We start from the raw sequence: 25755 nt of genomic DNA, 5'->3' as shown, positions 1-25755 counted from the left end.
CGCGGGTGCGATAATGGCGGACTTTCCCGCATCTACGGCACGGAGCTTTCCCTTGACCCGCATTGACGACCCCCTGCACGACCGCGAGGTCGGCGCCGCCGACGCCACCCAGGACAACACCCGCACCGACGACACCCGCATCAGCGCGGTGCGCCCGCTGATCTCGCCTGCGCTGCTGCAGGACGAACTGCCGGTGTCGCCCAGCATCCAGAACCTCGTCGAGCAAAGCCGCGCCGAGATCGCGGACGTGCTGCACGGCCGGGACGACCGGCTGGTGCTGGTCGTGGGCCCATGTTCCATCCACGATCACGCGCAGGCCATGGAGTACGCGCGCAAGCTGCGCGCCGCCGCCGACGAGCACAAGAAGGATCTGCTGATCGTCATGCGGGTGTATTTCGAGAAGCCCCGCACCACCGTCGGCTGGAAGGGCTACATCAACGACCCGCGCCTGGACGGCAGCTTCCGCATCAATGAAGGCCTGCGCCGCGCCCGCGAGCTGCTGCTGGACATCGGCGGCCTGGGTCTGCCGATTGCCACCGAATTCCTGGACCTGCTCAGCCCGCAGTACATCGCCGACCTGATCGCGTGGGGCGCCATCGGCGCGCGCACGACCGAAAGCCCCAGCCATCGCCAGCTCAGCTCCGGCCTGAGCTGCCCGCTGGGCTTCAAGAACGGCACCGATGGCGGCGTGCAGATCGCAGCCGACGCCATGGTCGCCGCCAGCGCCAAGCATGCGTTCATGGGCATGACCAAGATGGGCATGGCCGCCATCTTCGAAACCCGCGGCAATCAGGACACCCACGTGATCCTGCGCGGCGGCAAGCAAGGCCCCAACTACGATGCCGCCAGCGTGGACGCGTGTTGCGCTGCCCTGCGCAAGGCCGGCCAGCGCGAACAGGTCATGATCGACTGTTCGCACGCCAACTCCAACAAGTCGCACGTGCGCCAGATCGACGTGGCCAACGACATCGCCGCCCAGGTCGCCCAGGGCGACAGCCGCATCACCGGCGTCATGATCGAAAGCCACCTCGAGGAAGGCCGCCAGGACCTCAAGCCCGGCGAGCCGCTGCGTCACGGGGTCTCCATTACCGACGCATGCCTGGGCTGGACGCAGACCGAGCCCGTGCTGGCAGCGCTGGCGCTGGCCGTGCGCCAACGCCGCGAAAAGCTGGCCGCCCGCGGCTGATCCTGTTGCCGGGCAGCGGCCGGCCGCCGCTGTTACAGCACACTCCTGAAACAATTGGTATCATGCGGGGCTTCGGGGTCTCTCGACCCCTCCCCGCTTCCCTTCGCTCAGGTATGGATCGTTCTCGCCTTGTCGCGGCCGCGCCGGCCGCATCGCCCCCCGTGCGCCACAGCATTTTCATCTACACCGAAGAACAACGCGGCAACCAGATGGTTGAGTCGCGCATCCTCGGCATGATGTCCGACGTTTCCGGATCGGAAAAACTCATCGTCGTGCAGGATCCGTTTCACGGCTTCAAGTACGTGTACCGGATCGACCACGAAAGCAACAATCTCGATGCGGCCGCCATCACCGAAATCGACGAATCGCTGTTCAACGGCAAATCCTCCATCGAGATCAACGCCATGTCCTACCGCCTGGGGACGGCCGAGAACGCGGTGAAGCTGTTGCGGGGCAAGACGCGATGGATCCAGGACAAGGGTTCGGTGCTGTCGGTGCTGCTGCAAAATGCTGCTGCGCGCAAGACGCGCTTTGCACCGGGCCGGATCGAACGCGATCGGATGCGCAAAGTGCCCGATGGCGTGCCGGTCGAATTACTCCCTTAGTCGGCCAGGACGGTATCCGCGCTGTTTTTCTTATCCACAGAATTTGTGGATAAGAAAAACGCAAACGCACGGCTGATGGCCTTTCGGGCGATGCGCACCGGGCTGCGCAATTTTTGACCAGCCCCTTTTTGCCCACGGTCTGGATCGCATCCTTGATCCATGACGCGCCGCCGCAACGGCGGGGATGATATTCTGCGCGCAAGCACGCGGGATACGCACACCGTCATCCCCTGATTTCCGCGCGCACGCGGCCCCCTATCGAATTCATAGCATGACGAGAACATCCCTGTTCGCCCGAGGAGCGCGCAAGCGCGCCGCGCCGTGACGATCATCGTCGTCGACGACCACGGAGATTGGCGCGATTCCATCGCCGAGTACATCCAGGACCTGGGCCTGGACAAAGCCATCCTCACCGCGGGCTCGCTGGCCGAGCTGGACAGCCTGCTGCTTACCGTCACCCCCGCCATCCTCGTGCTGGACGCCATGCTGCCGGACGGCGACGGGCTGGCGCGCGTATCGCACCTGCGCACCACGTATCCGTCGATGGGCATCATCATGCTCACCGGGCGGCTCTTGAGCGAAGACAAGGTATCGGGCCTGAGCCTGGGCGCCGACCACTACCTGACCAAGCCCGTGAACCTGGCCGAGCTGGGGGCCACCCTGGTGGCGCTGTCCCGGCGCCTGCGCGTCGTGCCGGCCGCCGACACCGAGGACGCGCAGTCGGACGCCTGGCGTTTTGACCCGGCGCGCCGCACGTTGACCACGCCCAGCCAAGTCAGCGTCGACATCACCGACACCGAAAGCCGGCTGATCGGCGCGCTGATCCAGGCCGCGCCGCTGCCGCTGACGCGCGCGCGCCTCGTCGAAGCGCTGGGCGCAAGCGTCGAGGCCTACGACACGCATCGGCTGGATGCCCACATGCACCGGCTGCGGCGCAAGCTGCGCGCGCTGGCCGGCGGCGACTTGGGCATACGCACCGTCTATGGCGTGGGCTATGTCTGCACCACGCCCGTCACCATCGTGGGCAGCCTGCCCAAATCCTGAGACCGCCATGACCGCCCCGCCCCGCCCCCGCCGTTCCGTTCTCTACATGCCCGGCGCCAACGCGCGCGCGCTCGACAAGGCGCGCACGCTCGATGCGGACGCGCTGATCCTGGACCTGGAAGACGCGGTGGCGCCCGATGCCAAGGCGCAGGCCCGGACACAGGTTGCCGCCGCGCTCCGGGAAGGCGGCTACGGCCGGCGCGAATGCATCGTGCGCGTCAACGCACTGGATACGCCCTGGGGCCTGGACGACGTGCGCGCCATTGCGCAGGCCGGCGCCGATGCCGTGCTGCTGCCCAAGGTCGAGAGTCCGGCCCAGTTGGCGGCGCTGGCGCAGGCGCTGGACGCGGCAGGCGCGCCCGCCGACCTGCCGCTGTGGGCCATGGCCGAAACGCCGCTTGGCTTTCTGCGTCTGGACGCCATTGCGGGCGGCCACGCACGGCTGGCCGCCATCGTCGTCGGCACATCGGATCTGGTCAAGGACCTGCACGCGCGTCACACGCCTTCTCGCGACGAGACGCTGCTGGCGCGCTCGCTTGCCGTCATGGCGGCCCGCGCACACGGCCTGGCCGTGCTGGACGGCGTGCACCTGGACCTGAACGACGACGCCGGGCTGCAAGGCGCATGCCGGCAAGGCCGCGATCAAGGCTTTGACGGCAAGACGCTGATCCATCCGCGGCAAATCGCCGCCGCGAACGCGGCCTTCGCGCCGACGCCCGAGGAACTGGACACCGCACGCCGGCGCCTCGAGGCATGGACCGCGGCGCAGGCCGAGGGCAAGGGCGTCGCGGTCGTGGACGGCGCATTGGTAGAGAACCTGCACGCGCAAGAGGCCGAGCGCGTGCTGGCGCTGGCGCAGGCGATCGGCGCGGCTTAAACGCGGCCGTGCGGCAACGCCGGCTGCGCGGCGCGGCCTGCGGGGCCGAAGGTGCGCGCCTGGAGCTACCCGCCCGGAGCCGCCCGCCCGGAGCTGCCCGCCCAGGTACAATCCCCCCTCGCGTTCGGAGTTGGGTTGCTTCCATTCCGTTCATGCTTCGCGCCGGCGCGCATGTTGCGCGCGCCCTCCCGCCCCGCTTTCCGCCCTTTGCACCGCGCCGCTGGCCGGCGCCTTGCCGCGCGCCCGTCGCGCCATCCCGTTTCGTAGTCATGATCCGCTTCCAACAAGTTTCACTCATGCGCGGCGTCAAGCCGTTGCTCGACAAGGTCGACCTGCTTCTGAACCCCGGCGACAAGATCGGCCTCATCGGCGCCAATGGCGCGGGCAAGTCGAGTCTGTTCGGCCTGTTGCGCGGCACGCTGCACGCCGACCAGGGCGACCTGGACTATCCCGCGTCGTGGCGCGTGGCGCACGTCGCGCAGGAGACGCCCGCGCTGGATCGCCCCGCCATCGAATACGCCATTGACGGCGACACCACGCTGCGCAAGCTGGAAGCGGAACTGGCCGCGCTGGAAGCCGAGCCGGAAAGCGCGGAGAACGGTCTGCGCATGGGCGAGATCTACGCCGCGCTGGCCGACGCCGATGCCTACACGGTGCATTCGCGCGCCGAGCAGTTGCTGACCGGCCTGGGCTTCACGCAGGCGCAGATGCACCTGCCGCTCACGAGTTTTTCCGGCGGCTGGCGCATGCGCCTGAACCTCGCGCAGGCGCTGATGTGTCCATCCGACCTGCTGCTGCTCGACGAGCCCACCAACCACTTGGATCTGGACGCGATCATCTGGCTCGAAGACTGGCTCAAGCGCTATCCGGGCACGCTCATCGTCATTTCGCACGACCGGGACTTCCTGGACGGCGTGGTGAACGTGATCGTCCACATCGACGAACGCAAGCTCAAGCGCTACTCCGGCCATTACTCGTCGTTCGAGCGCCAGCGCGCCGCGCAGCTTGAACTGGCGCAAGGCATGATGGAAAAGCAGATGCGCCAGCGCGCGCACCTGCAATCGTTCATCGACCGCTTCAAGGCGCAGGCCAGCAAGGCGCGGCAGGCGCAGAGCCGGATCAAGGCCCTGGCGCGCATGGAAGAAGTGGCGCCGCTGCGCGCCGCCGCCGAATTCTCGTTCGAGTTCCGCGAGCCGCTGCGCGCCCCCAATCCGCTGCTGACGATGGACAAGGTCAGCGCGGGCTATCGCATCGAGGACGAAGCCACCGAAGCCGTCTCCGACAAGATCATCGTGTCGGGCATCAACTTTTCGTTGCAGGCGGGCCAGCGCATCGGTCTCTTGGGCATCAACGGCGCGGGCAAGTCGACCTTCATCAAGACCATTGCCGGCGAGATCGAATCGCTTGCCGGCGAGACGCAGTTCAACAAGGGTCTGTCCATCGGCTACTTCGCCCAGCATCAGGTCGAGATGCTGCGCCACGATGAATCGCCGCTGTGGCACATGACCAAGATCGCACCCACCGTGCGCGAACAGGAACTGCGCAACTTCCTGGGCAGCTTCAACTTCAACGGCACGATGGCCACCAGTTCCATCGCCCCCTTCTCCGGCGGCGAAAAAGCGCGCCTGGCGCTCGCGCTCATCGTGTGGCAACGCCCCAACCTGCTGCTGCTGGACGAACCCACCAACCACCTGGACCTGGAAACCCGCGAGGCCCTGACCGACGCGCTGGCGCAGTTCGAAGGCACGCTGGTGCTCGTCTCGCACGACCGCCACCTGCTGCGCGCCACCACCGACCAGTTCATCATCGTGGCCGACGGCAAGGTCAACCCGTTCGATGGCGACCTGGACGACTACAAGGACTGGCTCTACAAGACCAAGCTGGCCGCCAAGGCCGCCTAAGCGTTTTTGCGCGCCGCGTCCGGCCAACCGCGTTACAATCGCGCCGAATTGCCGGACTCCAGCTTCAACCTGGCCCGCGCGGCACCTTCAACCACGTCCCGCTGCATGCGGGACGCGTTTTTTAGCGCCCTAGATGCCTATCAAAGACCAACTTTTTCTTGCCAGCCAGTATCTCGCGCCGCACCACCTGGTGTCGCGCTTCTTCGGATACGCATCGGACTGCCGCGAGCCCGCGGTGAAGAACTGGATGATCTCGCGTTTCGTCCGCAAGTACGGCGTGAACATGAGCGAGGCGCTGCAAGAAGACCCGTTGGCCTACGACTGCTTCAATGACTTCTTCACGCGTGCGCTGAAAGACGGCGCGCGGCCGCTGGACGAAGAGCCGGGCGCGGTGGTGTGCCCGGCCGACGGCGCCATCAGCCAGATGGGCGCCATCGAACAGGGCCGCATCTTCCAGGCCAAGGGTCACAGCTACGGGCTTGCCGACCTGCTGGGCGGCGACACCGAGCGCGCCGCGCCCTTCCAGGGCGGACAGTTCGCCACCATCTACCTGTCGCCCAAGGACTATCACCGCGTGCACATGCCCGTCGCCGGCACACTGCGCGAAATGATCCATGTGCCGGGCCGTCTGTTTTCCGTCAATCCCCTGACCGCCCGCAACGTGCCGCGCCTGTTCGCGCGAAACGAGCGCGTGGTCTGCATCTTCGATACCGAACACGGTCCCATGGCGGTCGTGCTGGTGGGCGCGATGATCGTGGCGTCCATCGAAACCGTGTGGGCGGGTCTAGTGACGCCGTACAAGCGCCGCATCAAGTCCGTGCGCTACGACGCAGCCGCCCGCGCGCCCATCCATCTCGAGAAAGGCGCCGAAATGGGCCGTTTCAAGCTGGGCTCCACGGCCATCGTGCTGTTCGGGCCGGACAAGATCCGCTGGGCCGACACGCCGTCCGTGCTGGGTCCGGTACGCATGGGCGAACTGCTGGCGCTGCCCGTCCAGGTGTAAATCACCCTGATGCCGCTTTTTCGCCTGGAGCGAACAAACGGCTTTTGTTTTATTCGCTTTCAGCCGCAAACAGGCGTTGTTAGATTACGGGCTTTTACCGGCCCGCCATGACCACGACCGCCCTGCCCGCCGCCGCGCCTCGCGCCACTGCCCGTCCCCTTTCCCGCGCACTGGGGCGCATGCTTTCCCTGGACGATTTCGAGACTGCCGCGCGCCGCCGGCTGCCGCGACCCATCTTCGGCTACATCGCTGGCGCGGCCGAAGACAACCAATCCCTCAAAGGCAACCGCGACGCGTTCGCCCAGTACGCGTTCACCCCGCGCGTCCTGGTCGATGTCTCGCGCCGCACGCAACAGACCGAACTGTTCGGCCGCACCTACGCGTCGCCGTTTGGCATCGCGCCCATGGGCATCAGCGCGCTGTCGGCCTACCGGGGCGACATCGTGCTGGCCCGCGCGGCGCGCGAGCAGAACGTCCCCGCAATCCTGAGCGGCACGTCGCTGATCCCGCTTGAAGCCGTCATTGAAGAAGCACCCGGCACCTGGTTCCAGGCCTATCTGCCCGGCGATCCCGCCAAGATCGATGCGCTGATCGAACGCGCGCGGCGCGCGGGCTTCGAGACGCTGGTGCTGACCGTCGACATCCCCGTGTCCGCCAACCGCGAGAACAACGTGCGCACGGGGTTTTCCACGCCGCTCAAGCCCAGCCTGCGACTGGCGCTGGACGGCCTGGCGCGCCCGCGCTGGCTGGCCGGCACGTTCCTGCGCACGCTGCTGGCGCACGGCATGCCGCACTTTGAAAATTCCTTTGCCACGCGTGGCGCACCCATCGTCTCCGCGTCGGTGCTGCGCGACTTCACGGCGCGCGACCACCTCAGCTGGGAGCATGTCGCGCGCATCCGCAGGCAATGGCCGGGCCCGCTCATCATCAAGGGCATCCTGCATCCACGCGATGCGGCGCTGGCCCGCCAGCACGGCGCGGACGGCATCATCGTGTCCAACCACGGTGCGCGCCAGCTTGATGGCGCGATCTCGCCGCTGCGCGCGCTGCCGGGCGTGGTGGCGCAAGCAGGCGCGATGACGGTGATGATGGACAGCGGCGTGCGGCGCGGCACGGATGTGCTCAAGGCGCTTGCGCTGGGCGCGCGCTGCGTGTTCGTCGGCCGCCCGTTCAACTACGCCGCGGCGGTGGGCGGACAGGCGGGCGTCGCGCACGCCATCGGATTGCTGCGCGCCGAGGTCGACCGCAACATGGCGATGCTGGGCATCAACCGGCTTGATGAGATGGACGCCAGCCTCATCTGCCGCGATGGCGAACTGCCGGCCTGACCAGGCCCGCGCACAGTGCAACGCGCCACGCGCCACGCGCCGGCGGGGCATAGAATGACGGTTCCCTGGTTTCCTGCGCGTCCTTCCGCGGCGCGCCTGCCCGCTGCCGTGTCCCTGCGCCAATCCTCATTCTTCCTGCGGTTCCTGACCCTGGGCGCCCTCGCCCATGTGTACGTCGGCGCCCGCCTGATTCCCGATCTGCTGCTTGGCCGCGAAGGCGACGCAGGCGCCATTCTTTTCCTGGTGCTGTCGTGCGTGCTGATCCCGATGGGCATGCTGGCGCGTTCTTCCGTCAATCCGCCATGGGGGGACCGCATCGCCTGGGTCGGCCTTTTGGCAATGGGGCTGTTCTCGTCGCTGTTCGTGCTGACGGTGCTGCGCGACGCGCTTCTACTGATCCTGTGGCTGGGCAACCTGGCGGCGGGCGCCAATCTGCCCTGGACCGAACTGCGGCGCGCCAGCGCATGGACAGTCATCGTGCTTGCGCTGGCCGGCACGCTGGCGGGCTTCTACAACGCGCGGCGGCGCGCACGCGTGGTCGACGTGGACGTGCCCATTGCCGGCCTGCCGCAGGATCTTGACGGCTTCACCATCGTGCAGATCAGCGACATCCACGTCGGTCCGACCATCAAGCGCCGCTATGTCCAGGCCATCGTCGACGCGGTCAACGAACAGCTGCCCGACATGATCGCCATCACGGGCGACGTGGTCGACGGCAGCGTCGAGCAGCTTGCCGACCAGTCCCGGCCGCTGGGCGAACTGCGCGCGCCTTTTGGCGTGTACCTGGTCACCGGCAACCATGAATACTATTCGGGCGCGGCCCCGTGGATTGCGGAATTCCGCCGCCTCGGCCTGCGCGTCCTGCTGAACGAACACGCCGTGATCCATCCGTCGGGCTTGCCCGTTGTGGTGGCGGGCGTCACGGATTACAGCGCCGGGGCCTACGATCCGCATCAGCGCAGCAATCCAAGGGCGGCGCTGGCCGGCGCGCCCGCCGACGCCGCGGTCCGGATCCTGCTTGCGCACCAGCCGCGCAGCGCGCCCGCGGCCGAGCCGGCGGGCTACACGCTGCAGCTCTCCGGCCATACCCATGGCGGGCAGTTCTTTCCGTGGGGATTCTTCGTGCGGTTCCAGCAGCCCTTCACCGCCGGGCTGCACCGGCTGGGAAAGATGTGGGTCTACACGAGCCGCGGCACCGGTTACTGGGGCCCGCCAAAGCGCCTGTGGGCGCCGTCTGAGATCACGCGGCTGCGGCTGCGCACCGCTTCGTCGCGCTGACCGCAAGGCGGTCGCTCAGGCCGCCTCGGGCAGCGGTCCGCGTTCCAGATAACTGGTCAGCGCGATGTCGCTGGTAGTGTTGCTGATGCCTTCGATCTGATGGATGCGGGCCAGCAGCAGTTCCAGCGCCTGGGTGTCGCGCACCCTTACCTTCAGCAGCATGGCGCTTTTGCCCGTGATGGTGTGGATCTCTTCGACTTCGTTCAGTTCGGCCAGACCCAGCACCTGTTGGGTGATGGTCCAGTTGATCGTGTCCACATGCACGAAGGCCAGCAGCGGCCGGCCCATCTTCGCGCCATCGAGCTTGGCGGCAATGCCCTTGATGAGGCCGTCGCGCTTGAGCCGCTTGACCCGCTCGTGCACGGCGGGCGCCGACAGGTTGAGCAGCTTGCCCAGCTCCGCATAGCTGGGCGTGGCGTCGTCGGCCAACAGCGTCAAGAGTTTCCGGTCGCGGTCATCGAGGTCAGACATGGGAATGCCCCCTTACCAGGGGAAGGAAATGAGGTCGCCGTAAAGACGCTTGAGGGTGGCCTTCACTTCGGGCGAGTTCTGATAAATGGCGATGAACTTCAAAAGGCGCGGATCCTGCGCTTTTTCGGGCTTGGCTACCCAGCGGATGGCGTAGCGCCGGATGCTGTCCGGGTCGGTATTGTCAAAGGCCAGGCCGTCCTTTTCGTTCAGGCCCGCCTGCTTGGCGAAGGTCGTGTAGGTGACCGACGCGGTCACATCGTCGAACGTGCGGGCCGACTGCGAGCCTTCGATCTGCACGAACTTGAGCTTCTTCGGATTGGCCACCACGTCCTCCAGGCTGGCCTGATGCGCCACACCCGGCTTGAGCGTGATGAGCCCCATCGACTGCAGCAGCAGCAAGGCGCGGCCGGTGTTGACCGGGTCGTTGGGCACTGCGATCGTGGCGCCCTCGGGCACCGGATCGCCCTTTTTCAGCTTCTTGGAAAAGAGCCCGATGGTCGTGGAATAGCCGTACGCAATGGGTTGCAGGTTGGCGCCGCGCCGCTGGTTGAAGAGTTCAAGAAACGGCGCATGCTGAAAGAAGTTGGCGTCCACCGAACCATCGGCCACCGCGATGTTGGGCAGCACCCAGTCGTTGAATTCCACCAGCTTGACGTCCAGACCCTGCTGCTTTGCCTCGGCAATGGCCAATTCGGTGGCTTCGTTGGCCACGCTGGCGATGACGCCGATGCGCAGGGGCTGTTCCTGCGCGGCTGCGGGCGCAATCACAGCCAATCCCAGCGCCGCCACCGCGGCCCCCCGCGTCAATTTCTTAAGCAATTGGTGCACAAGCATGTCAGCCATCCACAGAATCGGAACGCCGGACGACGGTCCGGCACAGGCGCTATTGTGCAGCACCTGGCGCCGCAGGCCCCAGAAAGGCCTTTGTCACGCAATGGCAATGCCAAGCCGCCCCGGCGGCGCTAAGATTGCCTGAGTACGCCCTTGGGAGACGTTCATGAGTGCCGTGATGACCCCACAGCCCAGCGCGCAGTCAGCGGCCAGCCGCCGCGACCGCATCGAAGACCAGTTGGGCGCGCACAACTACCATCCGCTGGATGTCGTGCTGGCGCGCGGCAGCGGCGTCTGGGTCCATGACGTCGACGGCCGCCGTTATATGGACTGCCTGGCCGCGTACTCCGCCGTCAACCAGGGCCACTGCCACCCGCGCATCCTGGCCGCCATGACCGAGCAGGCGCAAAAGCTCACACTGACCTCGCGCGCGTTCCGCCATGACCAGATGGCGGGCTTTTACGAAGACCTGGCGCGCCTGACGGGCGCCCACAAGATCCTGCCGATGAACAGCGGCGCCGAGGCCGTCGAAACCGCCATCAAGGCGGTGCGCAAGTGGGGCTACGAGATACGAGGCGTGCCCGAGGGCCAGGCCGAGATCATCGTGTGCGCCAACAATTTCCATGGGCGCACGCTGGGCATCGTGGGGTTTTCGACCGATCCCGACGCCTATGGCCATTATGGTCCGTTCGCGCCCGGCTTCAAGGTCGTGCCGTTCGGCGATTTTGAGGCCTTTGACGCCGCCATCAGCGACCGCACCGTCGCTTTCCTGGTCGAGCCGATCCAGGGCGAAGCCGGCGTCGTGCTGCCGCCGCCGGGCTATTTCAGCCGCGTGCGCCAGCGCTGCACGGAGCGCGGCATTACGTTGATCCTGGACGAGATCCAGACCGGTCTGGGGCGTACGGGCAAATTGCTGGCCGAGGAACACGAGGGCATCGAGGCCGACGTCACCCTCATCGGCAAGGCGCTGTCGGGCGGCTTCTATCCCGTATCCGCCGTGCTGTCCAACGCGGACGTGCTTGGCGTGTTCCAGCCCGGCCAGCACGGCAGCACCTTCGGCGGCAATCCGCTGGCGTGCGCCATCGCGCGCGCCGCATTGCGGGTGCTGACCGAGGAAGGCATGATCGAAAACGCGGCCGTGGTCGGCGCCCACTTCCTGGAGCGCCTGCGCGCCCTGCCCGGTCCGGTGCGCGAGGTCCGCGGACGCGGCCTGATGCTGGCCGTCGAACTGGAGCCGGACGCCGGCGGCGCACGCCTGTGGTGTGAGCGCTTGCAGGCGCGGGGCTTGCTGGTCAAGGACACCCACGGCCATACCCTGCGCCTGTCGCCGCCGCTCATCGTCACGCGTGACGAGGTGGACTGGGCGTGCGATCAACTGGCGGCGGTGCTGTCGGCCGCCTGACGTTCACACCCGCGCATGGCAAGTCTTGAACTGCAACACGGAGCACGCGAATTGACGAATACCCCCACCCTGCCCACCGACGTCACCCTGATCGGCGCGCCGACCGACATCGGCGCCGGCGCCCGCGGCGCCTCGATGGGCCCGGAAGCGCTGCGCGTCGCGGACCTGGGCCCGGTCATCGAAGCGCTGGGTTTTCAGGTCCGCGACCGCGGCAACCTGTACGGACCGGCCAACCCCTGGCTGCCGCCCGCGGACGGCTACCGGCATCTGGAGGAAGTGACGGCGTGGAACCGCGCCGTGCACGATGCGGTTCACGAGGAACTGGCGGCGGGCCGCCTGCCGGTGCTGCTGGGTGGCGACCACAGCCTGGGAATCGGTTCGGTCAGCGCCGTCGCGCGCCATTGCCGCGCCGCAGGCAAAAAACTGCGCGTGCTGTGGCTGGACGCCCACGCCGACTTCAACACCCATGCGCTGACGCCCACCGGCAACCTGCATGGCATGCCCGTGGCCTGCCTGTGCGGCAACGGGCCGGCGCCGCTGATCGGCATGTCCGGCGAATGCCCGGACATCGAGCCGTCCTGCGTGCGCCAGATCGGCATCCGCAGCGTCGACCCGGGCGAAAAGCGCCTGCTGCACGAGGCTGGCCTCGAGGTCTTCGACATGCGCTACCTGGACGAGATGGGCATGCGCGCCACCATGCAGGCCGCATTGGCCGGCCTGGACGCCGACACGCACCTGCACGTGAGCTTCGACGTCGACTTTCTGGACCCCGAGATCGCGCCGGGCGTCGGCACCACGGTAATGGGCGGCCCCACCTATCGCGAAGCGCAGCTTTGCATGGAGATGATTGCCGACACCGGTCTCATGCGTTCGCTGGACGTGGTGGAACTGAATCCCGCGCTCGACGTGCGCAACCGGACGGCCGAGCTGGCGGTGGACCTTATCGAAAGCCTGTTCGGCAAATCCACGCTGGTGCGCCGGGGGCCCTGAAGTGCCGCGAGCGCGCTGGACCGGCGCACTACTACCCCTCGCGGTCGCGGCGGATGGCCTCTGCCGCCTCGCGCAGATGCAGCAGGTTTTCCTCGCGCTGCGTCCACACGCGCGGCGTGGGGCCCGCCACGCATAGCGCATACCATTCGCCCCCAAGATCCAGCGCCACCGCCAGACCGGTCAGGTCGACGACGCTCTCGCCCACGTTCGACGCCCAGCCTTGCGCGGCCGCGCGCTCCACATCGGCCAGCAGGGTTTCGCGCGTGGTCAGCGTGTGGTCCGTGTAGCGGGTGTATTGCGCCGCGGCCAGCACCTGCTCGCGCTCGGCGGCGGGCAAGCGCGCCAGAATGGCCTTGGCGACCGAGCTGGTGTGCAGCGGCCGCCGCTCGCCCGCACGCGCGGCATAGTGCACCGGCTGGGTGGATTCCACGACGTCCAGGAACACGACGGCGCCGTCCTGGATCTTGCCCAGCATCACGGTCTCGTTCGCGGCGTCGCGCAGCGCGGCAAGACGCGGACGCACCAGGTCCAGCCACGGATCGCCCGTGAGGATCTGCGCGGCCAGGCCGTGCAGCTTGGCCGTCGGGTAATACCCGGCGCGGCGCCGAACCTCGTACAGATAGCCACGGGCCACCAGCGTGCGCACAAGGGCCAGACAGCTGGACATCGGCGCGCCCAGGCCCTGCGCCAGTTCGGTGAGCGGCATGGGACGCCGGGTCTGCGCAAACAGCTCCAGCAGCTCCAGCGTGCGGGCAACCAGCTTGACTTCCACGGCGTCTCCCTCCTTCGCGGCAACGGATTCTGTCCACGCGGACTAGGGTGTTCCACCGTGTTGACTTTTCATGGACAGGTACCTAAATTCTTGCACAGGAATTTACATTCACCAATATGAAATAAATTTCAGCCGGCTGGAGCACCGGCGCCGCCTTCCCGAGTTACCGCGTCATCCGACAGATCAATAAAACGGCCCATTCCAGGGTTGGGAGACAGACAGATGCGTATCAAACCCGTGTTGGCGGCCTTGGCCGCCACTTTGGCCGCCTGCGCGGCGCAGGCCCAGTCCGACGTCGTGCGGCTGGGCGTATCCAACGACCGTTCCGGCATCTATTCCGACCTGGGAGGGCTCGGGTCCGAGACGGCCGTACGCATGGCCGTGGAAGACTTTGGCGGCAAGGTCGCAGGCAAGACCGTCGAGGTGGTCGGCGCGGACAACCAGAACAAGGCCGACGTGGCCTCCGCCCTGGTTCGCCGCTGGTTCGACACCCAGAACCTGGTCGCGGTGGTTGACGGCGGCGCCAGCTCGGCCGGACTCGCGGCCCAGGGCGTCGCCCGGGAGAAAGGCGGCACCGCGCTCATCAGCGGCGGCTTTGCCGGCGATTTCAGCGGCAAGCAATGCAGCAACCTCAGCACGCAATGGGCGCCGGACAACTACGCGCTGGCCAACGCCGTGGTCAAGAGCGTGGTCGAGGGCGGCGGCAAGAGCTGGTATTTCATCACCACCGACTACGTGTTCGGCAAATCGCTGGAAAGCAATGCCTCGCGCTTTGTCGAGCGCGCCGGCGGCAAGGTCGTGGGCAGCACGCGCCACCCGCTGGGCGCCATGGACTTTGCCTCGTTCCTGGTCCAGGCCCAGTCGTCCAAGGCCGACGTCGTGGGCCTGGCCAGCGCCGGCGGCGACCTGGTCAATCTCATCAAGCAAGCGCAGGAGTTCGGGCTGGCGGGCGGCAAGCAGCGCATGCTGACGTTCCTGACGTTCATCAACGACGTCCACGCGATGGGCCTGCCCGTCGCGCAGGGCCTCACCTTTCCCACCGGCTTCTACTGGGACGCGGACGAGGACACCCGCGCGTGGACGCAGCGCTGGCAGAAGAAGATGGGCGTCACGCGCGCGCCGTCCATCGTCCAGGCCCTGAGCTACGTGGCCACCACTCACTACCTGCAAGCCGCGCAGGCTGCGGGCAGCTTCGACGGCGCGGCGGTCAACCAGAAGATGCGGGAATTGCCCATCACGACCAAATTGATAAAGAATGCCCGGGTGCGCCCCGAAGACGGCCGCGTCATCATGGACCTGTATCTGGTCGAGGTGAAAAAGCCCGCCGAGTCCAAGTACCCGAACGACTACTACCGCATCCTGTCCACGGTGCCCGGCGAAAAGGTCTTCGTGTCGCTCGCCGACAGCGAATGCCCCCTGGTCAAGAAATAGAAAGGAGACAACCATGAAGTGCTATTGCGTCGTCAATTTCCGCGAGCCCTTGCAGGAAATGGATCAGCCCACGCCCACCCCGCAGGGGACGCAGGTGCTGCTAAAGGTGCGCGCGGCCGGCGTATGCCACAGCGATATCCACCTGTGGGAAGGCGGCTACGACCTCGGCCAGGGACGCACCCTGTCGCTCAAGGACCGCGGCGTGTCGCTGCCGCTGACGATGGGCCACGAAACAGTCGGCGCCGTCGTGGCGGCCGGGCCCGACGCGCAAGGGCTTGCCACCGACCGCAACTACCTCGTCTATCCGTGGATCGGTTGCGGCAAGTGCGCCTCGTGCGCGGCCGGCATGGAAAACCACTGCACCGCGCCGGCCTGCCTGGGCGTGCATCGCGCCGGCGGATACGCCGACCACATCCTGGTGCCGCATCCCCGCTACCTCATCGACATCGGCGACCTCGATCCCGCGCAGATCGCGCCCTACGCGTGCTCGGGCCTGACGACGTATTCCGCATTGAAGAAGATCGGCGCGGACGTCTACCGCGAACATCCCGTGGTGATTTTCGGCGCGGGCGGACTGGGCCTGATGAGCCTGACCCTCATCAAGGCACTAGGCGGCGCGGGCGCCATCGTCGTCGATATCGATCCGGCCAAGCGGCAGGCGGCGCTGGACGCGGGCGCGCTGGCGGCCATCGACGGCGCCGCGCCCGACGCCGCGCAGCAGATCATGAAGGCCGCGGGCGGCAAGCCGGTGCAGGCCGCGATCGACCTGGTCGGCGCGCCCGCCACCACCTCGCTCGCGTTCGACTTCCTGACCAAGGGCGGCAAGCTCATCATCGTGGGCCTGTTCGGCGGCGGCTCGACCTGGCCGATCGCGCTGATTCCGATGAAGGCGCTGTCGATCATCGGCAGCTACGTGGGCAACCTGACCGAACTGAAGGAACTGATGGAACTGGTGAGGGCGGGCAAGGTGCCGCCCATGCCGGTCCACCGCCATGCGCTGGCCGAGGCGGACCGTGTGCTGGCCTCGCTGCGCGAAGGCAAGGTCGTGGGACGCGCCGTGCTGACGGTCGATTGACCCAGCCGCGGTCATTCCGATGCGGCGCGCCCGGCATCGGGCGCGTCGTGTGTTGAAAGCTATGCGGGCCGCAGGCGCGGATCGTAGATGAAGCGTTCGCGCCGCACCACCACGATGTGCTCGGCATCCGGATGCGCCGGGTTGACGAGAAAGTTGCAGTCCGGCACGCCGCGATACGGGACGATGGCGCTGGGCAGTTCCAGCAGCGCCGATACGCCAGACGCCACCCAGTTATCGCCCACGGCCTGCGAGGCCTCCGCGAAGGGCACCGCATCCCAGAACGGATAGTCGTCCTGAAGCTGCGCCAGCGACAGCGACTGGCGCGCTTCGAAGACGGCAGCGGGCACGGCCAGTTCAATCAGGTAGCGGTTCGCCTGCTGGGACGCGCGCGCGGCAAAGTGCACCACCGTTTCCAGCACCGACAGCGCGACGCTGGCCGAGGCATACACGACTGGCGTGCCCGGGCTGTTGTAGCGTCCGCCCACGGCGGCTGCGCCCGCGCCGCTCAGGTCGTCCGCCCGGTATTTGCCCGCCGTGGTGCCGATGCGCCAGAGCGAAACGTAGTCCGTCATGCGTAGACGCCCGCTGCGGCTCGGGCAAGCGTGTCTTCGACGATGCGGCTGCTGGCGTCCGAGGTCAGAAGCGACAGCGGCTTGACGTTGCCCAGCGCGGGCACGGGCGTATTCAGCCACAGCACCGCTTCCTCGTCGCTGCCCAGCACCTGGCGCGCAACGCGCACCACGCGGGCGACGCGGGCAAGCCGGTCCGATTCCCCCAGCGGGAGCGCCTGGCCTTCACGCGTCCACCGCGACAGCGACGCCGCCTTGACCTCCGTGATGGCCATGATCTCGGACTTGGGGACCTGCAGATAATCAGCCGCATCGTCGACCATCTGCGCAGGCAGGCCGCGATGCACGTCGCGCGCGATGTCGGTCAGGGGGCTGTCGACCAGGCCGCGAAACAGCTGCCGGGCGCGCGGCGGACGCTTGGCGGTGGCGCCGCGCTTGGTCGGCGATTTATCGGCAAGGGCGATGGTCATGGTCTGCTCCGGGCGCCGCGCACGGGCGGCAAACCGGGGAACCGGCCACGCCATGAGCGGCTGAATTACCAAATTGAATTTATAATATCCCATTTGGAAATTCCCGCGCAAGGCGCTGCCGGCCGCCTCCACAGGACATACCCGCCATCGCAGTGCCAGGCGGCGGCGCTCCCGTTGGACGCGGCGCGCCGCCCGTCACGCCCCCTGTTTCGGCCTATCATAGGCGGCGGCAAATTTACCCCCCTCGCATTTCTCTCAAGGACAGGCAATGACGGACCGGCAGCTCACGATACTCGCGGCGCTCAATCTCATGGTGGCGGTGGGCGCCGGTGCCTTCGGCGCGCATGGCCTCAAGCGCATCCTGACGCCAGAAATGCTGGCCGTCTGGCAGACCGGCGTGATGTACCACCTGGTCCACGCCCTGGGCCTTTTCGTCATCGCGCTGCTCGGCGCGCGTTTCGCCTCGCCCCTGCTGTCGGCGGCAGGCGTCGTGATGTTTGTCGGCATCGTCCTGTTTTCGGGCAGCCTGTATGTGCTGACGCTGACCGGCAAAGGCTGGCTGGGCGCCGTCACGCCGTTTGGCGGAACGGCATTCCTGGCCGCGTGGGCCATGGTCGCCTGGGCTGCCTACCGCGCGCAGCCCTGAACCCGTACTTCCCGTCATTCATTCCCGGCGGCAGGAACCGCCGCCCTTGCAGGTCTCTGATGTCCCCAACCACCGCATTACCCGCCGTCCGTGAACACTCCGCCGCCGCAGGCATTGCCTGCGTGGCGGGCGGCATCTTCTTTCTGACCCTCAGCGACGCCAGCGCCAAATGGCTGGGCGCAACGTACAACCCGCTGCAGATCCTCTTCATGCGCGCGCTGATCGCGCTGCCTTTCGTGACCGCGCTGGCGTTATGGCTGGGCGGCCGCCGCGTGCTGCGTACGATGCATCCCGGACTGCACCTGACGCGCGGCGCCATCAACGTTATCTCGGCCAGTTGCTTCTACCTGGGATTGCAGGCGCTGCCGCTGGCCGAGACCACCGCCATCGCGTTCGCCGCGCCGCTATTCGTCACGGCGCTTTCCGTGCTGATCCTGAAGGAACGCGTGGACGGCAAGCGCTGGCTAGCCGTGCTGGCGGGTTTTGCGGGCGTGCTGATCGTGGTGCGTCCCGGCACGCAGGCCTTTCAGGCGGCCACATTGCTGCCGCTGACCACCGCCCTGCTCTACGCGGTCATGATGATCACGGCGCGCGGCATCAACCGCGCCGAAGGCATGCTGACCATCACCTTTTACATCGTGCTGGGCCAACTGGTGTGGAGCTCGCTGGGGCTGGCGTGGGTCTGGCGCGCGCCGGCCGCCGAAGACCTGCCGTACTTCGGCGCGGTGGCCTTGTTCAGCACGCTGGGACTGACGCTGATCACGCAGGGATTCCGTATCGGACCGGCGTCCGTCGTCGCCCCCTTTGACTACACGGGCCTCGTCTGGGCCACGATCCTGGGATGGATCTTCTGGCGCGAGGCGCCCGACGCCTACGCGTACCTGGGCGCCGTCTTCATTGCAGGCAGCGGCGTGTACATCGCCGTTCGCGAGGCGCGGGGCAAGTCGCGGCGCCGCGCCGCGCGCTGACGACCGCCCTGCCCGCCAGCACTATTCGGTGGGCGGCGGAAAGTGCCGCTGCAACACCTTTGCGACGTTCGGCTCTTGTTCGGCCTCGCGCGCCACCGCCGTCAGCGCCGGGCACATGGCGCCGAACCACGACGGTCCCGGACGCCAGTGCGTCATGACCGTCACATACAGGTCCAGCGCCGAAAAGCGCCGCCCCAGCATGTGCGGCGCGCCGGCCTGGCGTTCAAGCTCCTGCCACAGCTCGGCGCGGCGCGTGTGCACGCGCTCACGCAGCAGGTCGGCCCCCGCGCCCGGCGTCGTCCATTGCGCGGGCTCATCGCCGTAGGTAAAGGTGGGATATACCGCCGACACCAGCCGCATCAACAGGTTAAGAAAATGCGCCCGCTCCGGCTTGTCCGGCGGGGGCGCCAGCCCGGCCTGCGGCGCCACATCGTTCAGGTGCAGGATCATCGCCGCGCTTTCGGTCATCACCTCGCCGTCGGGCAGGATGAGCGTGGGCACCTGCCCCAGCGGATTCAGATGCAAAAGCCGGTCCCGCTCGGGCCCCGGCTTCAGATATGGCACATCCGTCAGCGTGTGCGGCACATTGGCCAGCACCAGCGCCATCTCGACAATGGCCGAGCCGCAACCCGCGGACCCGATGAGCTCGTAGGATTTCATGGCCGTCACCCTCCCGTTTCGGCCGGCGCCACCCGCAGCAATTCGCCAGGCGAGGCGTCCGTCAGCACATACACATAACCGTCCGGCCCCTGCCGCACGTCCCGAATCCGCCGCTTGCGGTCGACCAGCAGCCGCTCCTTCTCGACCACGCGATTGCCGTCGACGGTCAGGCGGATGAGATTCTGATTGCCCAGCGCGCCGATGAAGAGCGAATTGCGCCAGACCGGAAACCGGTCCGCGTCATAGAACGCCATGCCGCTGATGGCGGGGGATTTCGGCCACCAATGGATCGGCGGTTCCATGCCCGGCAAGGTTTCGCCCTTGGCTTCCGGAATCGCGAAGCCCGAATAGTTGATGCCGTAGGTAGCCAGCGGCCAGCCGTAATTCTTGCCCGGCTTCACGACATTGATCTCGTCGCCGCCACGCGGCCCGTGTTCGTTTTCCCAGAGCTCGCCAGTCCAGGGATTGAGCGCCATGCCCTGCGGATTGCGATGGCCGTATGACCAGATCTCGGGGCGCGCGCCCGGCTTACCCACAAAGGGGTTGTCCGCCGGCACGGAGCCATCCGTCTTGAGCCGCACGACCTTGCCTTGCAGCTTGTCCAGGTCTTGTGCCGTCGGGCGCTGATTGTTCTCGCCCAGCGCGATATACAGGTAGCCCTTGCCGTCGAACACCAGGCGCGATCCGAAATGCTGGCCGGACGACAGCTTGGGCTCCTGGCGGAACAGCACCTTGAATCCCTCAAGGCCGCTGGCGTCATCGGCCAGCCGCCCGCGACCCACGGCCGTGCCGCTCTTGTCGCCATCCGACTCCGCATACGCCAGGTACACGTAGCGGTCGGTCGCAAAGTCAGGCGACAGCGCCACGTCCAGCAGTCCCCCTTGCCCGCGCGCAGCAACCTGCGGCACGCCAGAGAGCGGCTTGGACAGCCCGCCGGGCGTACGCAGCAGCCGCAGGTTCCCGGGCCGTTCGGTGATCAGGATGCCGCCATCGGGCAGGAACGCCATGGACCAGGGGTGGTCCAGGCCGCCGACGACGGGTGTCACCCGGGCGGGCGCCGACGGCGGTTCCTGCGAGGCTTGTGCAACGGCGGGCGCGGCCGCAAAGGCCACGGCCAAGAACAGGATCAGGGGAATTGCGCGCGTGCTCGCGGCGGTGCGTGACTGCATGGACATCTCCGGCGGCGACAGATTGAAAAGCAGGCGCGCAAGGCATGACAGTGAGACGCGGGGGCCGCTCGCAATTGGCACACCCGGTTGGCTTACCATAGCGCCCACGGACGGGAGCTCTCCCGTTCTTGCTCTCAGGAGACTCGACCAGATGAAACTGTACTACATGCCCGGCGCGTGCTCGCTCGCTTCCCACATCGTCCTCGAGTGGATCGGCAAGCCGTACGAGACGCACAAACTCAGCCGTGAAGCGCTGAAGGAGCCGGAGTTTCTGCGGATCAATCCGCTGGGCGCCGTGCCCGCGCTGACCGATGGCGACTGGACCCTCACGCAGAATGTCGCCATCCTGGAATACCTGGCCGAACAGGCCCCGGAAATCCCCCTGATGGGCGACGGCACCGCGCGTTCGCGCGCGGAAGTGCGCCGCTGGGTCGGCTTCATCAACTCCGACGTCCACAAGACCTTCTCGCTGCTGTTCGGCGCGCAGCGCTACCTGAAGGACGAAGGCGCGCAAAAGGAATTGGCGGCCTCCGCGTCGGCGCTTCTGACCAAGCTGTTCGGGCAGCTGGATGCGCAACTGGCGGGCAAGTCCTATCTGGCCGGCGCCGCGCCGTCTGTGGCGGACGCGTATCTGTTTGTCGTGCTGCGCTGGGCTCACGCAAAGGAAATCGACCTGTCCGGCCTGAACCATCTGCAGGCGTTCTTCGACCGCATGCAGGCCGACGCGGGCGTGCAGGCCGCGCTGAAGGCCGAAGGCCTGTAACGGCTGCCGCTGCCCGGCTCGCCTACGCAGGCGCCGCGCCGGGCAGCGTCTCGCTTTCCAGGATCTTTTTCACGGCGGCCAAAAAGCGCCGCGCCAGCAAGGGCGGCGCGCTCAGGTTGGAATGCGTCGCCCAGATCTCCACGCTGGCCTCGGGCTCGATCGGGCGAAGCGCCATGTGGGCGGCCTGGTCCGGCGTGACGCACCACGCGTCAACCAGTGCCGGTCCCAGCCCCTGCTGCACGAACGAACAGGCCGTCACCGGCGAATGCACCTCGACCGCCGCCGCGCAGCGCGGGCCGTCTCCAAAAAATGGCTGCAGCGCGCGGCCGAGCGGCGTGTCGCGCGGATAGCCGATCCACGCCGCCGACGAAAAGTCTTCCGGCAGCACCACCTCATGACTGGCCAGCGGATGCCCGGGCGGCAGCACGCAGACCACCGGCACGCGCGCCAGCCGCACGGACGTCAGGTTGGGGTGATCCGGCGGCTGCATGGAAATGCCGATGTCGGCCTGACCCGACAGGAAATACGCCGCCAGTTCGTCGAAAGTCACGCTGCGGTAATCCACGCGCGCGCCTGCATTGCGGCCGCGAAACCGCTCCAGCGCCATCGGGATCAGACGCTGCCCGAAACTGGCGCTGGCCACGATCTTCAGCATCCCCGCGCCCGACTGGCCGAGGCTGGCGGCAAGGTCGTTCACCCGCTGAATGCCGCCATACACCTGCTCGACCTCGGCATACAGGCGCCGGGCCTCGGCGGTGGGCGACAGCCGGCTCTTGACCCGCTCGAACAGCCGGTAGCCCAGGCGGCTTTCCGTCAGCGCCAGCACCCGGCTCACCGCCGGCTGCGACACATGCAGCATGCGCCCCGCCCCGCTGATCGAACCGGCCATCATGATCGCGCGGAACACCTCGATCTGACGCAAGTTCAGTGGCCTTCCGGCGCTGGGGCCGACCTCGTCGGCATACGCATCCGCATCCATTTTTTTCCCCTATTCCGATAACGGGGGATTATAGGTTTGAGACATTTTTCGATGACGCAGTGCCGCATGCCCAGGTGTAATCTGCCCGCTCCACAAAACAAAACCAGGGGAAATCCATCATGCGCAGCACGCTCCTTCGCAGTCTTTCCATGGCGGCGCTCAGCGTCGCCTTCATCGGCGCTGCCTCGGCCGCCGGCTATCCCGACAAGCCCATCACCTTCGTGGTCCCGTCCGCCGCCGGCGGCTCGCCCGACGTGCTGTCGCGCCTGATCACGACCCAGATGGCCCGCGACACCGGCGCCACGATGGTCGTCGAGAACCGCCCCGGCGCGGCCGGCAACATCGGCATCGCGCTCATCAAGCGCGCCGCCCCGGACGGCTATACCGTCGGCTACGGCAACATCAACACGCTGGCGGTCAACCGCTCGCTCTTCAAGCGCCTGCCGTACGACGTGGACAAGGACCTGACGCCGGTCGCGCACATGTTCGACCTCTACAACGCGCTGATCGTGCCGGCCGAATCGCCCATCAAGAGCGTGCAGGACCTAATCGACCGCGCCCGCAACGAGCCGGGCCGCCTGTCGTACGGCGCCTCGGGCGTGGGCACCACCGGCCACATGGGCGGCGAGCTGTTCAAGAGCATGGCCAAGCTGGACGTGATGTTCATCCCCTATAACGGCGGCCCCGCCGCCATCCAGGATCTGCTTGGCGGCCGCCTGGACTACCTGTTCGTCAACACCTCGGAAGCCGCACCGCTCGTCAAGAGCGGCAAGGTCCGCGCCATCGGCGTCAGCAGCCTGAAGCGCCTGTCGCTGATGCCCGACGTGCCGACGCTGGACGAATCCGGCCTGAAGGGTTACGAGACGGTCGCCTGGGGTGGCGTCGTGGCGCCCAAGGGCACCCCCGATGACGTGGTCGCCACGCTGAACGCCGCCATCCAGAAGGCGCTGCAGGCGCCGGAAGTGCGCCAGGGCCTGGCCACGCTAGGCGCCGAACCGGCATCCGGTTCGCCCGCCGAGTTCAAGCAGCTGATCGATCGCGAAACCGCCAAGTGGCAGCAGATCATCGACAACGCCGGCATCGAAAAACTCGACTGAGCATTCTTCATGACGGCAGACACCTTGCAGGCTGACTTCATCGTCGCGGGCGCCACGCTCATCGACGGATCGGGCGGGCCCGCCACCGCCGGCGACCTGGCCGTGCGCGGCGGGCGCATCGAGGCGGTGGGCAGCTTTGCCCATCCCGCCGGCGCGCCGGTCATCGATGGCCGGGGCCTGGTCCTGGCGCCGGGCTTCATCGACTCGCACACCCACGACGACGGGTATCTGCTGGCCCATCCCGACATGCTGCCCAAGGTGTCGCAAGGCATCACGACGGTCGTCACCGGCAACTGCGGGATCAGCCTGGCGCCCCTGGCGCGCACGCAGATCCCGCAGCCGCTGGACCTGCTGGGCCCGCCGTCGCTCTTTCGCTTTGGCACCTTCCGGTCCTGGATGGACGCGCTGCGCGACACGCCCGCCGCAGTCAACGTGATTCCACTGGTGGGCCACACCACCTTGCGCGTCGCCGTCATGGACGACACATCGCGCGCTGCCAACGACGCGGAACGCGCCGCCATGCGCGAACTCATGCAGGAAGCGCTGGACGCCGGCGCCTTCGGTGTATCCACCGGCACCTTCTATCCGCCGGCCAGCGCCGCGCCCACGGACGAGATCGTCGACGTGTGCCAGCCGCTGCGCGGCCGCGCCGGCATTTATGCCACCCACCTGCGCGACGAGGCCGATCACATCGTGCCGGCCATCGAAGAGGCGCTGCACATCGGTCGCGAAATCGATTGCCGCGTCGTGTTTTCGCACCACAAGCTGGCGGGCGAACGCAACCATGGGCGCACCCGCGAAACGCTGGACCTCATCAGCCGCGCCGCAGCCTCGCAGCCCGTCTGCCTGGACTGCCACCCCTACCCCGCCACCTCCACCATGCTGCGGCTCGATCGCGCGCGGCTTGCCAGCCGGACGATGATCACCTGGTCCAAGGGCTACCCCGAAGCGACGGGCCGCGACTTCAGCGAAGTGATGGCCGAACTGGGCCTGGACGACGAGGGCGCCGTGGCCCGCCTGGCCCCGGCCGGCGCCATCTACTTCCTGATGGATCCCGCCGACGTCAACCGCATCTTTGCCCATCCGCTGACCATGGTCGGCTCGGACGGGCTGCCCTTCGATCCCCATCCGCACCCCCGCCAGTGGGGCACCTTCACCAACGTCCTGCGCACGATGGTGCGCGAGCAGAACCTGTTGTCCCTGGAGTCGGCCATCCACAAGATGACGGGGTTGGCGGCCCACCAATACGGCGTGGCCGGGCGCGGCCTGCTGCGGGAGGGGTATCATGCTGACCTGGTGCTGTTCGATCCCGCCACCGTCACCGACGTGGCCACTTTTTCAGCGCCCATTCAGGCAAGCCGGGGCATCCACGCCGTGTGGGTCAACGGCAGGCAGGTCTGGGACGGGGAACGGACCGGCGCCGAACGCCCGGGTCAGGTCCTGTCGCCCGGTCAAGCATGAGCACGGAGTACTTAAAGTGAAGACGTTTTCCCAGGGCTGCTACCTGGGTGTATTGGGCGGAATGGGGCCCATGGCCGGCGCGGCCTTTGCCCTCCGCCTGGCGGCGCTGACGCCCGCCACGGTTGACCAGCAACACATTCCGACCCTGCTGCGCAACGATCCCCGCATTCCCGACCGGTCCAGCGCCTACATGGCCGGCGGCGAAAATCCGCTGCCCCACATGGTCAACGGCGTGCGCTTCCTGGAACAGGCCGGCGCCCGGCTCATCGCCATCCCGTGCAACACCGCCCACCTGTGGTTCGACGAGATCGCCGCGTCCACCGGCGTGCCGGTGCTGCACATCATCGAGGCGGTCATCGAAGACCTGCGCCGTCTGGGCCTGCCCCGCGGCCGCATCGGCCTGATGGGCACCGCCGCCACGCTGAAGCTTGGCCTGTACCAGCGGCACCTCGAAGCCCAGGGCTACGAGTGCATCGTGCCTGACGACGACGAAGTCGAACGCTTCTGCATGGGCTCGATCCGCGCGGTCAAGGGCAACCAGCTCGAAGACGCCTTCGCCCCCGCCGCCGAATGCATCGCCCGCCTGAAGGCGCGCGGCGCCGACGCCGTCGTCCTGGGCTGCACGGAACTGCCCCTGGCCGTGCCACACGCCCTGCGCCCCAGCCTGGGCGTGACCCTCACCGACTCCATCGACGCCCTGGCCCGCGCCGCCATCGCGCACTACCAGGCCGACCAGCCCGCGGAACGGATCGCGGCGTAAGGGCAGCAAAAAAAAGGCG

General features: G+C 67.4%; 26 protein-coding genes. 18 read left to right on the top strand and 8 right to left on the bottom strand.

From position 1 onward, the window contains the following. The first annotated feature begins 52 nt into the window (after positions 1-52). The 8 genes from H4P35_RS12875 (at position 53) to H4P35_RS12840 (ending at position 9222) form a co-directional block, all read left to right on the top strand. A complete protein-coding gene (locus H4P35_RS12875) occupies positions 53-1186 on the top strand; it encodes a 3-deoxy-7-phosphoheptulonate synthase (protein WP_056317640.1) in 1134 nt (377 codons plus the stop codon). A 113-nt stretch (positions 1187-1299) separates the two neighbouring features. Further along, a complete protein-coding gene (locus H4P35_RS12870; RefSeq protein WP_056317637.1) occupies positions 1300-1791 on the top strand; it encodes a hypothetical protein in 492 nt (163 codons plus the stop codon). Positions 1792-2112: 321 nt separating this feature from the next. After that, entirely contained in the window at positions 2113-2835 is a 723-nt protein-coding gene (locus H4P35_RS12865; protein ID WP_226849293.1) for a response regulator transcription factor, read from the top strand. Between the two features lie 7 nt (positions 2836-2842). Continuing rightward, a complete protein-coding gene (locus tag H4P35_RS12860) occupies positions 2843-3712 on the top strand; it encodes a CoA ester lyase (RefSeq protein ID WP_226849291.1) in 870 nt (289 codons plus the stop codon). A gap of 269 nt (positions 3713-3981) precedes the next feature. Continuing rightward, positions 3982-5613, top strand: a complete 1632-nt coding sequence (locus tag H4P35_RS12855) for an ATP-binding cassette domain-containing protein (protein WP_056318739.1) — start codon at positions 3982-3984, stop codon at positions 5611-5613. Between the two features lie 133 nt (positions 5614-5746). Beyond that, positions 5747-6616 (top strand): archaetidylserine decarboxylase, encoded by an 870-nt coding sequence (gene asd / locus H4P35_RS12850; protein WP_063954966.1) that lies wholly within the window; start codon positions 5747-5749, stop codon positions 6614-6616. 107 nt (positions 6617-6723) lie between these two features. Beyond that, complete coding sequence (locus tag H4P35_RS12845) at positions 6724-7944, top strand: alpha-hydroxy acid oxidase (protein ID WP_226849287.1); 1221 nt, start codon at positions 6724-6726, stop codon at positions 7942-7944. Between the two features lie 108 nt (positions 7945-8052). Further along, positions 8053-9222: a metallophosphoesterase gene (locus tag H4P35_RS12840; protein WP_226849463.1), complete on the top strand. Its 1170-nt coding sequence runs from the start codon at positions 8053-8055 to the stop codon at positions 9220-9222. Between the two features lie 15 nt (positions 9223-9237). Here the strand turns inward: H4P35_RS12840 and H4P35_RS12835 are convergent, their stop codons facing one another. Together H4P35_RS12835 and H4P35_RS12830 are read right to left on the bottom strand one after the other, a co-directional pair. Beyond that, on the bottom strand, positions 9238-9693 hold the full coding sequence (locus tag H4P35_RS12835) for an Lrp/AsnC family transcriptional regulator (RefSeq protein WP_056317626.1): 456 nt from the start codon (positions 9691-9693) through the stop codon (positions 9238-9240). Between the two features lie 12 nt (positions 9694-9705). After that, positions 9706-10527 carry a MetQ/NlpA family ABC transporter substrate-binding protein gene (locus tag H4P35_RS12830; protein WP_152385489.1) on the bottom strand — a complete coding sequence of 274 codons (822 nt, stop codon included), beginning with the start codon at positions 10525-10527 and terminating at the stop codon, positions 9706-9708. A gap of 163 nt (positions 10528-10690) precedes the next feature. Between H4P35_RS12830 and rocD the strand changes: the two genes are divergently transcribed. Further along, the gene (gene rocD, locus H4P35_RS12825) at positions 10691-11926 is read left to right on the top strand and encodes an ornithine--oxo-acid transaminase (protein WP_218948917.1); all 1236 of its coding nucleotides are present in this window, start codon (positions 10691-10693) and stop codon (positions 11924-11926) included. Positions 11927-11977: 51 nt separating this feature from the next. Next, positions 11978-12916, top strand: coding sequence for an arginase (gene rocF, locus H4P35_RS12820; protein ID WP_226849285.1), 939 nt, complete (start codon positions 11978-11980; stop codon positions 12914-12916). A gap of 31 nt (positions 12917-12947) precedes the next feature. Here the strand turns inward: rocF and H4P35_RS12815 are convergent, their stop codons facing one another. Further along, entirely contained in the window at positions 12948-13688 is a 741-nt protein-coding gene (locus tag H4P35_RS12815; RefSeq protein WP_223575568.1) for an IclR family transcriptional regulator, read from the bottom strand. Positions 13689-13910: 222 nt separating this feature from the next. On the opposite strand from H4P35_RS12815, the gene H4P35_RS12810 reads away from it, so the two are divergent. Both H4P35_RS12810 and H4P35_RS12805 read left to right on the top strand, forming a co-directional pair. After that, positions 13911-15119: an ABC transporter substrate-binding protein gene (locus tag H4P35_RS12810; RefSeq protein ID WP_226849283.1), complete on the top strand. Its 1209-nt coding sequence runs from the start codon at positions 13911-13913 to the stop codon at positions 15117-15119. A 13-nt stretch (positions 15120-15132) separates the two neighbouring features. Next, the gene (locus H4P35_RS12805) at positions 15133-16194 is read left to right on the top strand and encodes an alcohol dehydrogenase (protein ID WP_226849282.1); all 1062 of its coding nucleotides are present in this window, start codon (positions 15133-15135) and stop codon (positions 16192-16194) included. 59 nt (positions 16195-16253) lie between these two features. Here the strand turns inward: H4P35_RS12805 and H4P35_RS12800 are convergent, their stop codons facing one another. Both H4P35_RS12800 and H4P35_RS12795 read right to left on the bottom strand, forming a co-directional pair. Then, the gene (locus H4P35_RS12800) at positions 16254-16766 is read right to left on the bottom strand and encodes an RES family NAD+ phosphorylase (protein WP_056317613.1); all 513 of its coding nucleotides are present in this window, start codon (positions 16764-16766) and stop codon (positions 16254-16256) included. Then, positions 16763-17233, bottom strand: a complete 471-nt coding sequence (locus H4P35_RS12795) for an antitoxin Xre/MbcA/ParS toxin-binding domain-containing protein (RefSeq protein WP_056318733.1) — start codon at positions 17231-17233, stop codon at positions 16763-16765. The genes H4P35_RS12800 and H4P35_RS12795 overlap by 4 nt, the downstream gene beginning before the upstream one ends. Before the next feature lie 268 nt (positions 17234-17501). On the opposite strand from H4P35_RS12795, the gene H4P35_RS12790 reads away from it, so the two are divergent. Both H4P35_RS12790 and H4P35_RS12785 read left to right on the top strand, forming a co-directional pair. Continuing rightward, positions 17502-17879, top strand: a complete 378-nt coding sequence (locus H4P35_RS12790; protein ID WP_226849281.1) for a DUF423 domain-containing protein — start codon at positions 17502-17504, stop codon at positions 17877-17879. 59 nt (positions 17880-17938) lie between these two features. Beyond that, positions 17939-18847 (top strand): DMT family transporter, encoded by a 909-nt coding sequence (locus H4P35_RS12785; RefSeq protein WP_152384387.1) that lies wholly within the window; start codon positions 17939-17941, stop codon positions 18845-18847. 21 nt (positions 18848-18868) lie between these two features. Here the strand turns inward: H4P35_RS12785 and H4P35_RS12780 are convergent, their stop codons facing one another. Continuing rightward, positions 18869-19507, bottom strand: coding sequence for a glutathione S-transferase family protein (locus H4P35_RS12780; RefSeq protein WP_180099420.1), 639 nt, complete (start codon positions 19505-19507; stop codon positions 18869-18871). Between the two features lie 5 nt (positions 19508-19512). Next, positions 19513-20676 (bottom strand): PQQ-dependent sugar dehydrogenase, encoded by a 1164-nt coding sequence (locus H4P35_RS12775; protein ID WP_226849279.1) that lies wholly within the window; start codon positions 20674-20676, stop codon positions 19513-19515. Between the two features lie 151 nt (positions 20677-20827). Here H4P35_RS12775 and H4P35_RS12770 point away from each other — a divergent pair, with 151 nt between their 5' ends. Next, complete coding sequence (locus tag H4P35_RS12770; protein ID WP_226849277.1) at positions 20828-21439, top strand: glutathione binding-like protein; 612 nt, start codon at positions 20828-20830, stop codon at positions 21437-21439. A gap of 22 nt (positions 21440-21461) precedes the next feature. On the opposite strand, the gene H4P35_RS12765 is transcribed toward H4P35_RS12770, so the two are convergent. Continuing rightward, the gene (locus H4P35_RS12765) at positions 21462-22418 is read right to left on the bottom strand and encodes a LysR family transcriptional regulator (RefSeq protein WP_180099417.1); all 957 of its coding nucleotides are present in this window, start codon (positions 22416-22418) and stop codon (positions 21462-21464) included. Between the two features lie 119 nt (positions 22419-22537). On the opposite strand from H4P35_RS12765, the gene H4P35_RS12760 reads away from it, so the two are divergent. The 3 genes from H4P35_RS12760 (at position 22538) to H4P35_RS12750 (ending at position 25736) form a co-directional block, all read left to right on the top strand. Next, positions 22538-23515 (top strand): tripartite tricarboxylate transporter substrate binding protein, encoded by a 978-nt coding sequence (locus tag H4P35_RS12760; protein WP_056317597.1) that lies wholly within the window; start codon positions 22538-22540, stop codon positions 23513-23515. Positions 23516-23524: 9 nt separating this feature from the next. Further along, positions 23525-24976 carry an amidohydrolase family protein gene (locus H4P35_RS12755; protein ID WP_226849276.1) on the top strand — a complete coding sequence of 484 codons (1452 nt, stop codon included), beginning with the start codon at positions 23525-23527 and terminating at the stop codon, positions 24974-24976. 70 nt (positions 24977-25046) lie between these two features. After that, complete coding sequence (locus H4P35_RS12750) at positions 25047-25736, top strand: aspartate/glutamate racemase family protein (RefSeq protein WP_370638978.1); 690 nt, start codon at positions 25047-25049, stop codon at positions 25734-25736. The last annotated feature ends 19 nt before the right edge of the window (positions 25737-25755 follow it).

It is taken from the genome of Achromobacter sp. 77 (genome assembly GCF_020541125.1).
Classification (GTDB): Bacteria; Pseudomonadota; Gammaproteobacteria; order Burkholderiales; family Burkholderiaceae_B; genus Achromobacter; species Achromobacter mucicolens.
The sequence above is the reverse complement of the archived record's forward strand: the minus strand, read 5'-3'. Positions and strand labels throughout refer to the sequence as shown.